General features: G+C 67.3%; 14 protein-coding genes. 9 read left to right on the top strand and 5 right to left on the bottom strand.

Annotated elements, in window-relative coordinates; translation table 11 throughout:
• The first annotated feature begins 13 nt into the window (after nt 1–13).
• The 9 genes from ARTH_RS21805 to ARTH_RS21765 are packed head-to-tail and all read left to right on the top strand — an operon-like array spanning nt 14 to nt 8,764.
• The gene (locus tag ARTH_RS21805; protein WP_011689682.1) at nt 14–616 is read left to right on the top strand and encodes a DUF6668 family protein; all 603 of its coding nucleotides are present in this window, start codon (nt 14–16) and stop codon (nt 614–616) included.
• Nucleotides 617–627: 11 nt separating this feature from the next.
• Nucleotides 628–897, top strand: coding sequence for a hypothetical protein (locus tag ARTH_RS21800; protein WP_011689681.1), 270 nt, complete (start codon nt 628–630; stop codon nt 895–897).
• Nucleotides 898–921: 24 nt separating this feature from the next.
• Entirely contained in the window at nt 922–1,677 is a 756-nt protein-coding gene (locus tag ARTH_RS21795; protein WP_011689680.1) for a hypothetical protein, read from the top strand.
• 1 nt (nt 1,678) lies between these two features.
• Entirely contained in the window at nt 1,679–2,950 is a 1,272-nt protein-coding gene (locus ARTH_RS21790) for a hypothetical protein (protein ID WP_011689679.1), read from the top strand.
• A complete protein-coding gene (locus ARTH_RS21785) occupies nt 2,937–4,445 on the top strand; it encodes an SCO6880 family protein (RefSeq protein ID WP_011689678.1) in 1,509 nt (502 codons plus the stop codon). The genes ARTH_RS21790 and ARTH_RS21785 overlap by 14 nt, the downstream gene beginning before the upstream one ends.
• Nucleotides 4,446–4,453: 8 nt before the next feature.
• A complete protein-coding gene (locus tag ARTH_RS21780; RefSeq protein ID WP_232223677.1) occupies nt 4,454–6,031 on the top strand; it encodes a helicase HerA domain-containing protein in 1,578 nt (525 codons plus the stop codon).
• A complete protein-coding gene (locus ARTH_RS23665; RefSeq protein ID WP_011689676.1) occupies nt 6,028–6,558 on the top strand; it encodes a hypothetical protein in 531 nt (176 codons plus the stop codon). The genes ARTH_RS21780 and ARTH_RS23665 overlap by 4 nt, the downstream gene beginning before the upstream one ends.
• Nucleotides 6,555–8,324, top strand: coding sequence for a type IV secretory system conjugative DNA transfer family protein (locus ARTH_RS21770; protein WP_011689675.1), 1,770 nt, complete (start codon nt 6,555–6,557; stop codon nt 8,322–8,324). Before ARTH_RS23665 ends, ARTH_RS21770 begins: the two co-directional genes overlap by 4 nt.
• Before the next feature lie 11 nt (nt 8,325–8,335).
• Nucleotides 8,336–8,764, top strand: a complete 429-nt coding sequence (locus tag ARTH_RS21765; protein ID WP_011689674.1) for a DUF4913 domain-containing protein — start codon at nt 8,336–8,338, stop codon at nt 8,762–8,764.
• A gap of 63 nt (nt 8,765–8,827) precedes the next feature.
• Here ARTH_RS21765 and ARTH_RS21760 read toward each other — a convergent pair whose 3' ends face one another.
• The 5 genes from ARTH_RS21760 to ARTH_RS21740 are packed head-to-tail and all read right to left on the bottom strand — an operon-like array spanning nt 8,828 to nt 14,518.
• A complete protein-coding gene (locus ARTH_RS21760; protein WP_011689673.1) occupies nt 8,828–10,261 on the bottom strand; it encodes an NADH-quinone oxidoreductase subunit N in 1,434 nt (477 codons plus the stop codon).
• Nucleotides 10,262–10,279: 18 nt separating this feature from the next.
• Nucleotides 10,280–11,767 carry a complex I subunit 4 family protein gene (locus ARTH_RS21755; RefSeq protein WP_011689672.1) on the bottom strand — a complete coding sequence of 496 codons (1,488 nt, stop codon included), beginning with the start codon at nt 11,765–11,767 and terminating at the stop codon, nt 10,280–10,282.
• 2 nt (nt 11,768–11,769) lie between these two features.
• Nucleotides 11,770–13,605, bottom strand: a complete 1,836-nt coding sequence (locus ARTH_RS21750) for a proton-conducting transporter transmembrane domain-containing protein (protein ID WP_011689671.1) — start codon at nt 13,603–13,605, stop codon at nt 11,770–11,772.
• The gene (locus tag ARTH_RS21745; RefSeq protein ID WP_011689670.1) at nt 13,602–13,904 is read right to left on the bottom strand and encodes an NADH-quinone oxidoreductase subunit NuoK; all 303 of its coding nucleotides are present in this window, start codon (nt 13,902–13,904) and stop codon (nt 13,602–13,604) included. Before ARTH_RS21745 ends, ARTH_RS21750 begins: the two co-directional genes overlap by 4 nt.
• Nucleotides 13,904–14,518: an NADH-quinone oxidoreductase subunit J gene (locus ARTH_RS21740; protein ID WP_011689669.1), complete on the bottom strand. Its 615-nt coding sequence runs from the start codon at nt 14,516–14,518 to the stop codon at nt 13,904–13,906. The genes ARTH_RS21745 and ARTH_RS21740 overlap by 1 nt, the downstream gene beginning before the upstream one ends.

Here is a 14,518-nt window from a genome sequence, read left to right as displayed (position 1 = left end):
GAAAGGAGGACCCATGCAGCAGACCCTGAACCCCTGGATCAGCCGCCCCGCCGTCGAGACGGAAACTCCAGAGACGGAGGTACACACGCCGCCGGCGGCGGCCATCACCGCTCCGTTGCTGGGCATGGTCGAACCCGACGCCGCTGACCGGCTGGGCCGTCGGACCGTCGCCGGAAACGCTGCCCTCTGGGTCACCGGGGCGCACGGCGGCTCCGGGGAAAGCCGGCTCGCGGAGATCCTGGACGGGGCACGCGCCACCGGCCACAGCTGGCCGGTTCCGCAAGACGGAAGCGTCCCGAAGCTGCTGCTGGTGTGCCGCGCCGATATGCGCGGACTGAGTGCGGCCCGCAGCGCCCTCACCCACTGGGCGTCAGGGGCCGCTCCCGCCGTTGACCTCCTCGGCCTTGCCGTACTGGCCGACGCCCCCGGCAAGACCCCCAAAGCCCTTCGCGACTTCACCGCCATTGTCGGCGGGGGAGCGCCCCGCCTCTGGACCCTGCCCTGGGTGGAGGCCTGGCGGCATGAAGACACCCCCAGTGTCCCCTCTGCCCGCGAATACCAACGTTTCACCACCGACATAGCTGCACTCGTAGCTGACACCCGCACCACCAAATGAAAGGTCTCACCATGAACTCCCTGGCACTCTTGGACTCCAGCGTCATCCCCAACCCGACCCCGGTTGTCCCGGCCCAGGCCGGCGGCCTGCTCACCATCCTGAACTGGGCCTCCGGCATCGGCCTGGTCCTCGGCGTCCTCGGCGTGATCATCGTCGGTATCGGCATGGTCATCCAGCTCCAGCGCGGCGAGGGAGCCCAGGCCATCGGCAAGCTCGGCTGGGTACTGCTGGGCTGCATCATCATCACCGGCGCCTCCGGCATCGTTCGCGCATTCGTCTAAATCACCACCACACGGAGGTTCACCATGAGCCAGTCCACCGAAAGCACTCCCGAGGCCAACCCCGTCACCAAGCCCGGGTTCATCATCGCTGCGGCGCTGGTCGTGGCGCTCCTCGCGGCCACCGTCGTCATCTTCCTGCTCCCCAAGGGCGACACCACTGCCCAGCCCGCCCCAGCTTCACCTTCGTCCAGCGCCTCTGCTACCCCGTCCGCTGCGGCGGACGCTACCGGCAAGAGTGTTTGCGGGCTGCCCTCCAGCAATGACACAGCGCTGGGAACGGCACCGGCGTCTAAATGGGAGCTTGTTGGGAAGATGGCTGTCCCCACCGATCCGAAGACCACGGGCCCGGGGAAGGCTGACGCGGACGGATTCCGTTCATGCTTCGCGCACTCGCCTACGGGCGCCCTCTACGCGGCCATGAATGTCGCTGCACTCGGTTCCTCACAGGCTCCGGAGCTTGAAAAGAAGCTCGCTGACCGACTGCTCGTTCCGGGCACCGGGAGGGACGCAGCTATTCGCGAAACCGGCGCAGGCGCCGGATCTTCCGGGAACAGCACCACCATCCAGGTCCAAGGGTTTCTCCTGAAGTCCTACACCCCGTCGGAAGCCAACCTCGACCTGGCCTTCAAAACGGACACCGGAGCCCTCGCCCACTTCACGATGTCAATGCGCTGGATGGACGGGGACTGGAAAGTAAAACCCTCGGATGACGGGGTCACTTACAGCAATGTCTCGCAGCTCCGCGACCTAAGCGGATACATCCTCTGGGCCGGAATCTGACATGGCCGACTGCAAGTTTGGGGACATCGGCTGCGGCGTCGGAAACGCCATCTCGGATCTGACGAACGACGCCATGGGAAACATGGCGAAGGCGATCATGGAGGGCATGAGCCAGATGGTGACGACTCTGTCGACTTTCTGGGTCTCGATGCCGACCGTGAACCTGACTAGCCAGGACGGGACTGCGGCAAGCCCGGTTGTTTCCATGGTCAACGGGGAGCTCATGGTTTGGACGGTCGCACTGGCCGTCCTGGCGGTCATCATCGGCGGTATTCGCATGATCTGGGAGCAGCGGGGAGCACCCCTGAAGGACCTTCTACGCTCTCTGGTCACGCTGACGCTGGTGTCCGGGCTGGGCCTGGGAGTCATTTCCATTCTCGTGGTCGCTGCGGATGCGTTCTCGGCCGCGATCATCAACCGCTCGACCGACGGTAAAGGCTTCGCGGACGCAATGAAGCTTCTGGTCATGACCAACCAGACCGGGGTCGGGGTCTTCATCCTCATCATTCTGGGATTGATCGGATTGCTGGCTTCCCTCGTCCAGGTCGTGCTCATGGTCGTGCGGAGCGGGATGTTGGTAATCCTCGCCGGCATCCTGCCCACGACCGCCGCGTTCACGAACACGGAGATGGGCAGGCAGTGGTTCCAGAAAGCGATCGGCTGGACGATCGCTTTCATCCTCTACAAACCCGCCGCGGCAATCGTGTACTCGGTGGCATTCCTCCTCATGGGGAGCAGCGGGAAAAACGCTCTGATCGGCTCAATCACTGGATTCACACTCATGGTCGTGGCCCTGTTCGCCATGCCGGCCCTGATGCGCTTCGTAACCCCCATGGTCGGAGCGGTCGCATCCGGCGGCGGCGCGGGAGCCGGCGCCGCCGTCGGCGCTATGGCCACCGGCGCCGTGTCCATGGGACGCAGCGGCAGCGGCCGCGGTAACGCCGCCCCAACGCCGGCGAGCTCCAACCAGCCGGACTCCACCCCGAAGGGGAGCGACGGGACCCCCGGCCCCAAGGGCAGCGGTGGAAAACCAACCCCCGGATCGGCCGGTACCGCGGGCGCGCCAGCCGCAGGAGCAGCTGGAGCTGCAGGGGCAGGCACCGCTGGCGCTGCCGGAGCCGCGTCGGGTGCCACGGCAGCAGCCGGCCCGGCTGGTATGGCCGCGGCAGCAGGAACACAAGTAGCGTCCCGGGTTTCCCAGGCCGCCCAACAAACCGCACAGGACTCAACCGGCCAATCGGAATCAATGGAGGGCCCCAGTGGCAGCAATTAACACCGAATACAAAGAACCGTCCTACGGCAACTGGCGCGTGCCCCGCTCGGCGGGGCTGGGCAACCTCGGTGCCATCGGCACCGGCATCGTCATGGTCGGTCTGCTGCTGGGCATCACGAGCTTCGCTATCTGGGGCCTGCTTCCCGGCCTGGCGGTCCTCGCTGTTGCCGGGATCAGCGCGCTGCTGCTGACGGTCAAGGACAAGCATGGCCAGTCCGTTGTTGACCGCACCGCGACCCGGATGAGTTTCCGGATCTCCAAAGGCTCGGGCACCAATCTTTACCGCTCCGGCCCTCTGGGCGTCACGCAGTGGGGCATGTACCAGCTGCCAGGACTGGCCGCGAAGTCCACGTTGTACGAATTCTCCGACTCCTACAAGCGCCCGTTCGCCCTCCTGCACGTCCCGGCCACGAATCACTTCACCGTCATCTTCTCCACCGAACCCGATGGCGCGTCCTTGGTCGACCCTGAACAGGTCGATGCGTGGGTGGCGAACTGGGGCGGCTGGCTCGCCGGTCTGGCCGACGAAGCCGGTCTGGACGCCGCAGCCGCCACGGTCGAAACGGCGCCCGACTCCGGCTACCGTCTCCGTAACGAGGTCGAGATGAACATCGACCCGAACGCCCCGGCTTTCGCCCAGGCGATCCTGCGCGAGGTCGTGGACACCTACCCCGAGGGCTCCGCCACCGTGCGGGCCTGGGTTTCCCTGACGTTCAACGCCTCACTCCGGTCGGGTTCGAAGAAGCGCACCCCGGAGGACGTTGCCCGCGACCTGGCCTCCCGCATTCCGGGTCTCTCGGCCCGGCTGCAGTCCACAGGTGCAGGCATCGCCCGGCCCATGTCCGCGCAGGAACTCTGCGAGGTCGTCCGGATCGCTTATGACCCGCCGGCGGCTCTGATCATTGATGAGGCGCACGCCGCCGGTTCCCCTGTCTCCCTGAGTTGGGGCGAAGTCGGCCCGACCGCGACCCAGGCCAGCTGGGACGACTACCGACACGACAGCGCCTTCTCGGCGTCTTGGACGATGACCGGCGCACCCCGCGGCTCCGTGAACTCCTCGGTGCTCTCCCGCCTGCTGGCCCCGCACGGGGACATCGACCGCAAGCGCATCTCCCTGCTGTACCGCCCGATGGACTCGGCGCGCGCCGCGGCCGTGGTCGAACGGGACCAGAACAACGCCAACGTCCGCATCACCTCCGGGACCCGCCCCTCTGCCCGCGCCTTGGTCGATGCCCGGTCCGCCGTGCAGACCGCCCAGGAGGAAGCCCAGGGCGCGGGCCTGGTGAACTTCGGCATGGTCGTCACCGCCACCGTCACCGATAAGGAACGCCTCGCTGACGCTGTCGCGGCCATCGAGCAGACCTCCGGCACCGCACGGGTGCTGCTGCGCCGGGCCTACGGATCCCAGGACACCGCGTTCGCCGCGTCCCTGCCCCTGGGACTGGTCCTGCCCAAGCACAGCATGGTGCCCTCCGAGATTAAGGACGCCCTCTAGTGGCCCGCATGCGCCTTTTGACTGCAAAGAAGTCAAAGACAGTAAAGGAACCCGCGGTGCGTCCGGAAAAGCGCCCCGCCCGGGACGCCGGCCCGGGCGCGCGAGGCTGGACCGGACGCGGCGGCGGCATGGCCGCGCTCGTTTCCTCCGTCACCGAATACCGCGGCACCACTGTTCAGGTCTGCGGCCTGTGGCCGTTCTCCTCGGGCGCGTCCTCACCGATGATCGGTGTGCCGCTGGGCCGGCACGAGGAAACCCAAGCCACCGTCTGCTGCGACCCGATCAGCTGGTTCCAGCGGGCCCGGCTGATTTCCAACCCGTCCGCATTCATCCTCGGCAAGCCGGGCCTGGGCAAGTCCACACTGGTCCGCCGCATGTTCTTAGGGCTAGCCGCTCAGGGCGTCAACGCCCTCGTCCTGGGCGACCTGAAAGGTGAGCACGTCAAAGCCGTGCAGGCCTTGGGCGGGCAGGTCATCAAGCTCGGCCGCGGCGTCGGGTACCTGAACATCCTGGACCCGGGCCAGGCTGTCGAAGTCGCCCAGCGCCTCGAAGAGGCCGGTCACCACGAGGCCGCCACCCGCGTCCGCGCCGATGCTCACGGCCGACGGCTGAACATGGTCGTCTCCCTGGTCACGATCAGCCGGAACAATCCGCCCACCGACCAGGAACAGACCATCTTGGACCGTGCTCTGCGGGTGCTCGATGACCGGTTCGACGGGGTTCCGGTCCTCAAGGACCTGCTCGACGTCATTGTCTCCGCACCCGACGAGCTGCGCCAGGTCGCGCTGGACCGCGGCGACATCAACGTCTATCTGAAGGAAACCCGGGCGCTGGAGGCAACGCTGCTCGGCCTGACCGGCGGCGGGAAGCTCGGCGAAATCTTCTCCCGCCAGACCACCAACCCCATGAGCCGGGACCGCGCCGTCGTTTTCGACGTCTCCACCATTGACGAGACCGAAACAGACCTGCAGGCCGCCGTGCTGCTGGCCTGCTGGTCCTACGGCTTCGGCACGGTCAACGTCGCCAACGCCCTCGCCGACGCCGGGCTGGAGCCGCGGCGGAACTACTTCGTCGTCCTGGACGAGCTGTGGCGGGCCTTGCGCTCGGGCAAGGGCATGGTCGACCGGGTCGATGCCCTGACCCGGTTGAACCGTTCCGTGGGTGTCGGGCAGATCATGATCTCCCACACCATGTCCGACCTGCTCGCACTGCCGGCAGAAGAAGACCGGATGAAAGCCCGCGGGTTCGTTGAACGCTCCGGCATGGTCATCTGCGGCGGTCTCCCCGCCTCCGAGATGCCGCTGCTGACCCAGGCAATCCCGCTCTCGCGGCAGGAACAGCAGAAGCTCATCGGGTGGCAGGACCCGCCCGCCTGGGACTCACGCGGCGCCGACGTCGAACCCCCGGGCCGCGGAAAGTTCCTCATCAAGGTTGGCGGCCGCCCGGGAATCCCGGTCCAGATCGGCTTGACCTCCATCGAACGGGCCGAGGGCCTGAACGACACCAACACCCTTTGGCACGAACCCGCGGCTCCGTTGCTTGATCCTGCGACCACTGAGCTGCCGACGACAGGAGCCAGCTCATGAGAAGACCGACTTTCACCGAATTGTGGTACCGCTGCGTTGAGGCCGTGTTCTTCTGCGCTGCAGTGGCTTTTAGCGTCTTGGTGAACATGATTGCTGACCCATCTCATTCTCAGGGTCTGGTGTCCTGGCTCTGGCTTTGGTTGATTTTGGCGGTGGCATCGGGCGCCCTAGGGATCTACATCCACCGCGTCAAGAGAACTCCAAACCACAAAATCACGTGGACCAGAAATGGCCTTACGATCCTCAGCGTGTTTGCCTCTGCCATAGCCTTCAATTTTCCTCCGTCATGGAAAACACCATTGGATGCGGTTCCGCTGTGGAGCACATTGATCGGCTGGATCTTCATATTCCTGTCGCTTGCCCTGCTCGAACCGATCTGGAAAGCCGAAACCAAAGACAAGGCTGAGATCAAGGCCCTCCGACTGGAAATCGTGAAGCTGAAACTTGAAGCAGCGAACAGGAAGGCCACGGTCGGGAACAGGGATCTCCTCCAGAATGGCGGTAAAGCGAGAGGTGGCAAAAAGTGAGCGCACCGAACCGCAAAGGCATGGGCCTGGGGGACGCCATCCTGATCTGGCTGGCCATCGGCTTCATCGTCATCGTCGGCGGCGGCGCGTACGCCGCCGTGCACATCGGCTCATGGATGGCCGGCCTGCCGAGCCCTCCGGGCCACCCCATCGACCTGATCGCCGGCCTCGTGAAGGGCAAAGTCATCTGGCCGGCCCAGGCCACCGTCGTCGTGGCCGTCATGGCCGGCCTGGTCCTCGCCCTGGCGATCCTCGTGTTCTGGGCTTGGCGGAAGGGTGCCTCCAAGCGTGCCCGGGTCGACAAAGCCGCCCGGTACCTCGGCCGCGGCAAGAACCTCACCGCGTTCTCCGGAAAGGGCGCCCAAGCCACCGCAGACCGACTGGGCGTCACCGGCAACCCGGGCATCGTCGTGGGCAAGGTCGTCTCCACCGGGCAAACGTTCATCCAGTCCTGGGAAGACCTCAGCCTCGATATATGGGGACCCCGGACCGGTAAGTCCACCTCACGGGTCATGCCGGCGATCCTGGACGCGCCCGGCGCTGTCGTCTCTACCTCGAACAAGCGGGACGTCGTTGACGGCACCCGTGGCGTCCGCGCCGCCACCGCCCCTGTCTGGGTCTTTGACCCGCAGAAAATCGCTCAGGAAGAGCCCGACTGGTGGTGGAACCCGCTCTCCTACGTCACCGACGAAGAGAAGGCCTACAAGCTCACACAGCACTTCTCCGTCGGCTCCCGCGTCCCGGGGTCCAAGCCGGACGCTTACTTCGACCCCAAGGCCGAAGACATACTCTCCTCCTACTTCCTCGCCGCAGCCCTCGGGGACCTGCCCATCACGCAGGTCTACTTCTGGGTCACCGAACAGGTGAGCCAGGAACCAATCGAGATCCTGAAAGAGCACGACTACGAGCTTCAATACCGGGGCCTGGAATCCACGCTCAAGCTCGCGGACAAGCAGCGCGACGGAATCTTCGGCACCGCCGAGAAGATGATCCAGTGCCTCAAGAGCCGCAACACCCTCCGCTGGGTCGCCCCCACCGGAGGAGCCACGGTCACCACGGACTCCCGGCGGCAATTCAACCCCCACGCCTTCGCCGCATCCCAGGAAACGATCTACATCCTTTCCAAAGAAGGTGCCGGCTCCGCCGCCCCGCTCACCACAGCCCTGACAGTGGCCATCGCAGAAGCCATGGAAGAACGGGCAGAACGCAGAGGCGGACGCCTCCCCAAGCCGGCCCTGTTTGCTCTGGACGAGCTGGCCAACGTCGTCCGCTGGGCCGGCCTGCCGGACCAGTTCAGCCATTACGGCTCCAAAGGCCTGATCGTCATGGGCATCCTGCAGTCCTGGTCCCAGGGCGTCGAACTCTGGGGAGAGGCGAACATGCGCAAGATCTGGTCCGCCGCGAACGTCAAGGTATACGGCGGCGGCGTCGCCGAAGAAGGATTCCTCCGCGCCCTCTCAGACCTCATCGGGGACTACAGCTACACCAACGTCTCCATCAGTTCCGGCAAAACCGGGTCCAGCCGCTCCCGCCAGGAAGGGAAGGAACGCATCTTCGACGTATCCAACCTCGCCGAGCTGGACCGCGGCCGCGCCGTCATCCTCGCATCCGGCGCCCCCGCCACACTCGTCCGCACCATGCCCTGGTACACCGGCACACACAAGGACGCTGTGGAAGCGTCGATCAAGCAGTACAGCCCGCGCCCCGAAGAGGAAGCTGTGCCGGTCGCTGCCGTGCCGGGCTCCAACCCCTGGGTCACAGGCTAGGAGACGCTGGGATGGCTACCAAGATCGGCCGATTCGGCTCAATAGACGCTGAAACACCCCCAGATGCTCCGGCAGAAGACCAGAGGGCACCAGAGCTGGTTTACGGCTCAGCTGAGGAATTCCTTCACGAGCAGCTGCTCCCGACATATGTCCGCGACGTCGACGGCCGCGCCGCAAAATGGTGTCTCGAGTGGTACTTCCACCCGGAAGCTGTCTCGCGCGTCGAAGCGCTGTGGCGGGCCTGGGAGCACCTCAGGCTGGACGGAGCGACGGGAATCAGCGTGTGGTTCAAAGACCATGCCGACCACCACATGAGCGTGCTCCTGGACCCCCGGGGCCCGTTCTACAAATGTGACATGCAGAAGCACCGCGACCCCGATCATCTTGAACCCAAAAAGGCCCCATCCGGCTGGTTTCCGGACGTCCGCGAATTCCGATAGTGGAACGGACAAGCTGTCCGGCTCGTCCCGCCTTGGCAATCTTTGATGATCACAAAAGACATTTCAGCTGTGAGGCGCCCCTGCGAGTGCGGCCCAGGCGAGGCCGGCGGCGAGGCCGATGACCAGGATCAGGAATGCCGCGCCGACGGCGGTTCGGGCCGCCCATGGCCGGGGTGAGAAGTCGCCGGCGCCCGGCGTGTCTGGGCCGGCTGCTCGGAAGACGGGGGCTATCCAGCGCAGGTAATAGAACAGGCTGACGGTGGTGTTTAGGGCGGCGATGACTGTCAGCCACCAGAACCCTCCGTCCCAGGCCGCCGTGAAAACCGTCAGTTTGCCGAGGAACACGGCGGTGGGCGGGGTCCCCACCAGGCTGAGGAGGGAGACGACCAGTGCCCCGGCGTGCCATGGCCGGGCACTGCCCAGCCCCTGGAACCCGGCGAGAGTGCGCCGGTCAGGGTAAGCGGCCGTGACAGCGAAGGCGGCCAGGTTGGACACGGCATAGCCGGCGAGGTAAACCAGCAGCGCCGGCAGCGCCAGGGGCACGCTTCCGGCGACGGCGACGGGCATGAGCAGGTAGCCTGCCTGGCTCACGGTTGACCAGCCCAGCAGCCGTCGCGGATCGTCCTGCGTATAGGCCGCAAGATTGCCCAGCGTCATGGTCAGGGCGGCCAGCACGGCGATCAGCAGGGGCCAGTTCACCGTCCCGTGGACCGCGTCCAACAGGCGGTAGGCGGCGATGAATCCGCCAACTTTTGGCACCGTGGTGGCGAAGGCCGCGCTGGCAGTCCCCGCCCCCTGGGCGGCGTCGGGAACCCAGAAGTGGCCCGGCACGGCGCCCGCCTTGAACATCAGCCCGGCGATGATGCCGAGAAGACCGACGGCGACCGCGGCACCGGGCGCGGTGGCCATGCCGGACGCGAGGCCCGCGTAGTCGGTGGTCCCGGCGAGCCCGTAGGTGATGGTCACTCCGAGGAGCAGCGCAATGCCGAGCAGCGCTCCCAGGAGGTAGGTCTTGAGGGCAGCTTCCGCGCCGCCCCGGGTCCGGTTCATGCCGATCAGGGCATACAGTGGCACGCTGGCCAGCAGGAACGCGACGCCGAGGACCAGCAGGTCGCTGGTGCCGGCCAGTACCACGGCGCCAAGTGACGCGAGCAGGACCAGGACGTGGTGTTCGCTTTCCCGGTCAGTTCCCTTGAGCTCATCGCGGCCGAGGAGGATGACCAGCAACGCGGAGACAGCGACGATCAGCCGGGCCCCACCGGTGGCGGCGTCGACGGTGTAGCTGCCTTCGTACACGCTGGCCTCCGGCGCGCCGAGGGCGGCAGCGGCTGCGGCAGCCGAGGCCACGAGCGCCACGACGGCGATGACCCGGGTGATCCACTGCCGCTGGCGGGCCAGGAAGGATCCGGTGAGCAGGGCGGTGATGGCGCCGGCCAGCAGGAAGATTTCGGGCAGCAGGGCCAGCGGGTCCGGGCCCGAGTGCGCAACTTCGGTCAAGAGTTGAAGTGCCACCGGCTACCGCCGAACCAGGGAAACAATGGCGTCGGCGGCCGGGGTGATGGCCGCCAGCAAGGGTGCAGGGAACACGCCGACGACCGCTGAGAGCACCAGCAGGGACCCCGCGGAGAGCATTTCCGCCGGGCGGAGGTCCGTGAACCCCTCGGCCCTGCCCTTGACCGGGCCGGTAAAGATCCTCTGGAGGGCTCTGAGGAACAGCGCGGCGGTGATCACGATTCCTGGCAGCGCAATGGCGGTGAGCGGAACGGCACCGATGCTTCCGGCGAAGATCTGGAACTCGGCGATGAAGCCGCTGAAGGCAGGGAGCCCGAGGGATGCGAACGCCGCGACGGCGAAGAACCCGGCAAACTTCGGGGCCGGCGTCGCCAGCCCGCCGAAGGCACCCATGTCGTAGGTCTTGGCCCGGTCCTGCAGGACCCCGGCCAGCAGGAACAGCGCACCGGTGATCAGGCCGTGGCTGACCATTTGGGTGACGGCGCCGGTGACGGCTGTGGCGCGGATCGTTGACCCGGCGCCCGTGGCGGCTCCGGCCGCTCCGAGGGCAATCAGGATGTAGCCCATGTGGTTGACCGAGGTGTACGCGATCATCCGCTTTAGATCGCTCTGGGCCAGTGCGACCAGGGCACCGTACAGGACCGAGAGGATCCCGACGGTGAGGATGGCCGGGGACCAAGCCCGCCAGGCGTCCGGCAGGAGAGGCATGGCTATTCGGACGAACCCGTAGGTGCCCATCTTCAGCAGGATTCCGGCCAGCACCGCGGAACCTGTGGCCGGGGCGTCGGTGTGGGCCGGTGGCAGCCAGGTGTGGAAGGGCACGGTGGGTGTCTTGACCGCAAGGCCCAGGAGAATCGCGGCGAGGACGAAGCCGCCGGCGGGGTTGCCGCGGAAAGCGTTCGCCGCGGCGAGTTCGGGGATGTCGAAGGTGTGGGGATCGGCGCCCAGGTACAGGCCGATGAAGCCAACCAGCAGGGCGAGGGAGCCGAGGAAGGTGTAGAGGAAGAATTTCATGGCGGAGCGGGCGCGGTCTCCGTGGCCCCATCCGGCGATGACGAAGTACATCGCCACGATCGAGAGGTCGAAGAAGAGGAAGAACAGGATCAGGTCCTGCGCCGCGAACAGGCCGAGGCAGGTTGTTTCCAGGAACAGGAAGAGGGCCGACCGGGCCCTGACCCGGTCCCGGGACTTCCAGTCGTAGACGGCACAGGCCAGGAAGATGACCGTTGTCAGCACCAGCAGCGGCAGCGACAAGCCGTCCACGCCCAGGTGGTAGCTGCTGCCGACATTGGGTATCCACCGCAGTCGTTCCTCGTAGGCCAGGCCGCCCGGCCCGGGGTCGCGGTAGCCGGCCCAGAGGCCGACGGCCAGGGCGGTCTCGACGCCCGCCGTCGCGGCGAACACCGTCCGTGCTGCGGAGTCCTTCAGCCGGGGCAGTCCGGCCAGCACCGCCGCTGCAGCCAGTGGCAACACAATAATCAGGCTAAGCACACTTACCTCACGAAAATCAGGAGAACCGCGGCGCCCACGAGGAGCAGCACCGCCTGGGCGTAATACTGGTGGATCAAGCCGGTCTGCGGCCGCTTGGCCTGCCGGCCCGCGCTGCGGAAGCCGTGGGCCACGGCTTCGACGCCACGGTCTACCGCGGCATCGGCCCGGGACGCGGGACCGGCGGCCTTGACGATCGTCCGGGCCGTCGCCATGACGCCGCGGTCCACCACCCGGTCATCGAACAGCGCCAGGGCGTGCGCGGCCCGCTCAACCGGGCGGACCACGACGGCGGCCGCGGCCCGCTCCAGTCCAAACCAGTCCGCCGCGTGCCCGGCCCGGACGGAGACGGGACGCCACAGGCCGAAGACCAGGACCGCGACCGCCAAGGCCGCAGAGGTGATCAATTCGGCAACGCCCGGCTCCGCACCGCCACCCACGGCGGCGCTGACGGCTCTGCCGACCGGGCCCGAGACCAGCAGGCCACCGACGGCGGCCGCGGCGGCCAGGGCAGCGACCGGAAGAATCTGCCCGGGCTCCACCCGGCGCGTGCCCTTCTCTTCCGTGTCGTAGGCGGCGGCTGCGTCGGCTGGCAGCGGCCGCCACACCAAGGCCAGGGCCTTGCCGGCGTAAGCTGCGGACAATGCGGCACCGGCGAGGCCTGCGGCATACAGGGCCGGGGATACCTCAAGGGCGGCGGCGAGCACATTGTCCTTGGTGGCCCAGAGGGACAGAGGCGGCATCCCGGCCAGGCTCAGCGCCCCGACGGTAAAGGCGGCCCCCAGGATCGGCCAGCGGCGTGCGGCGCCCCGGAGCGCGGGAAGCTGCTTGGTGCCCAGGGCGGCAAGCCAGGCCCCGGCGGAGAGGAACAACGCGGCCTTCGTCGCCGCGTGGGCCATCAGGTGCGCGGCGCCGCCTGCCACGTCGCCGACCCCGGCCCCCATCACGACGAACCCGAGCTGCGCGGCCGTGGACGCGGCGAGCAACTGCTTCAGATCCTGCTGCGCGAGCGCGACGATCCCCAGCAGGACGGCCGTGGCGGCGCCGACCCAGGCGGCCGTCGTCGAGCCCCATGCCGTTGAGGCCAGCAGAGGTTGTGTCCGCAGCAGCAGGTAGCCGCCCATGGCGACCATCGCGGCGGAGTGCAGCAGCGCGCTGACCGTGCTGGGGCCCTCCATTGCACGGGAAAGCCAGAAGCTGAACGGCAGCTGGGCGGCCTTGCCGAGGGCAGCGGCCAGGATGCCGGCCGTAGCAGCGTCCCGCCATCCCGGGGGCAGGTCCGTGAGGGAGCCCAGGTCCAGCGTCCCGCCGCCGGCGAAGGCCGCTCCCGCCGCAAGATACAACCCCAGGTCGGCGCTTCGAGTGGTGATAAAGGCGCTCAGGCCGGAGCCGACGCGGTGGCTTTCGCGCCAGTTGAAGCCGATCAGCGCGAAAGAGGCTGCCCCCATCAGTTCCCAGGCGAAAAGGAGCGCCGCTAACGTGGTCGCCGTCAACGTCACCAGGACCGCGGCGGAGAAGAGGAGCATGAGTCCGTGGAAGCGGGCGGCGCCGGACGTTCCCTCGGCGGCGGCGAAGACCAGCACCAGCAGCGTCACCGCGGCCACGACCGGAAGGATGAGGGCCGTCAGGCCGTCGACGGTGAGCCCGAAGCTGGTTCCTGCCATGAACGGCGCGCTCCAGGAAGGCCGGGCGGCGGCCAGCGCGGCGGTCGCGGCGAGCACCAGGAGGGAGACCCCGATGGCGGCGGCCGGGGCGATGCGGTCGGCCCGGTGGCCGGAGACGCAGAGCCCGGTGCCGGCGGCCGCCGGAAGGAGAATCGCGAGAATCAGCAGGACGCTCATTCGGAGAGCTCCTTGGCCATGTCCGTCATGTCCGTCTGCTGGGACCGGTGCAACAGTGTCGCCACGGCAAATCCCAACGCCATTTCGACCGTCATCGCCGCGATCACGACCAGCAGGAGCACCTGGCCGTCCGGAGCGGGGGCGAGGAACCACCAGAAGCCGGCGGCGGCCAGGATGACGCCGTTGATCATCAGTTCCAGTCCCATCATGACCATGACGACCACCTGCTGGGACAGTGCGCCGTAAAGTCCCACGCTGAAGAGCGCGGCGGCAGCCACCAGGACAAGGGGCAGACTCATCAGTGCCCACCTCCATGGTGTCCATGGCCCTGAGGTCCGGCGCCGCCGTTCTCCGCGCTGCCGTTCTCCGCGCCGCCGTCGGCATCCCCGGGGGCAGCCAGGGGCGGGGGATACTGCCGGTAACGGCCGCGGGGATTGGCGAGGACCACGGCGGAGACGAGGGTGGCGAACAGCACCGGGCTCACCGTCAGCATCACGAGCATCTTATTGCCCATGATCGCCTCGCCCAGCGAGGCGGTGAGGTCCACGGCAGGGGCGCCGCGGCGGGCCGGCCAGGGAACCAGGAGGGCCCCGGCGGCGAGCACCGCGAAGACGCCGCTGGAGATCAGGAGGGAACCCCGTTTGTTGTGCACCATGTCCATGGGCATCAGGGCCGGATTCATCCCCATGAACATGACCATGAAAATGGCCATGATGGCCATCTCCATCACCATCATCAGGATCGTCACCACACCGATGTAGTCCAGGCCGAACTGCAGCATCATGGCGCCCACGGCGACGAAGGACACGGCCAGCGCGTAGGTGGCCCGCGCCATGGAATCCGTGCGGAACACGGCGATGCCGGCGGCTACGGCGATCAGGGCAAGTGCGGCAAAAATAACGGTAGTCAGCAT

The sequence above is a fragment of the Arthrobacter sp. FB24 genome, assembly GCF_000196235.1.
GTDB lineage: Bacteria > Actinomycetota > Actinomycetes > Actinomycetales > Micrococcaceae > Arthrobacter.
The sequence above is the reverse complement of the archived record's forward strand: the minus strand, read 5'-3'. Positions and strand labels throughout refer to the sequence as shown.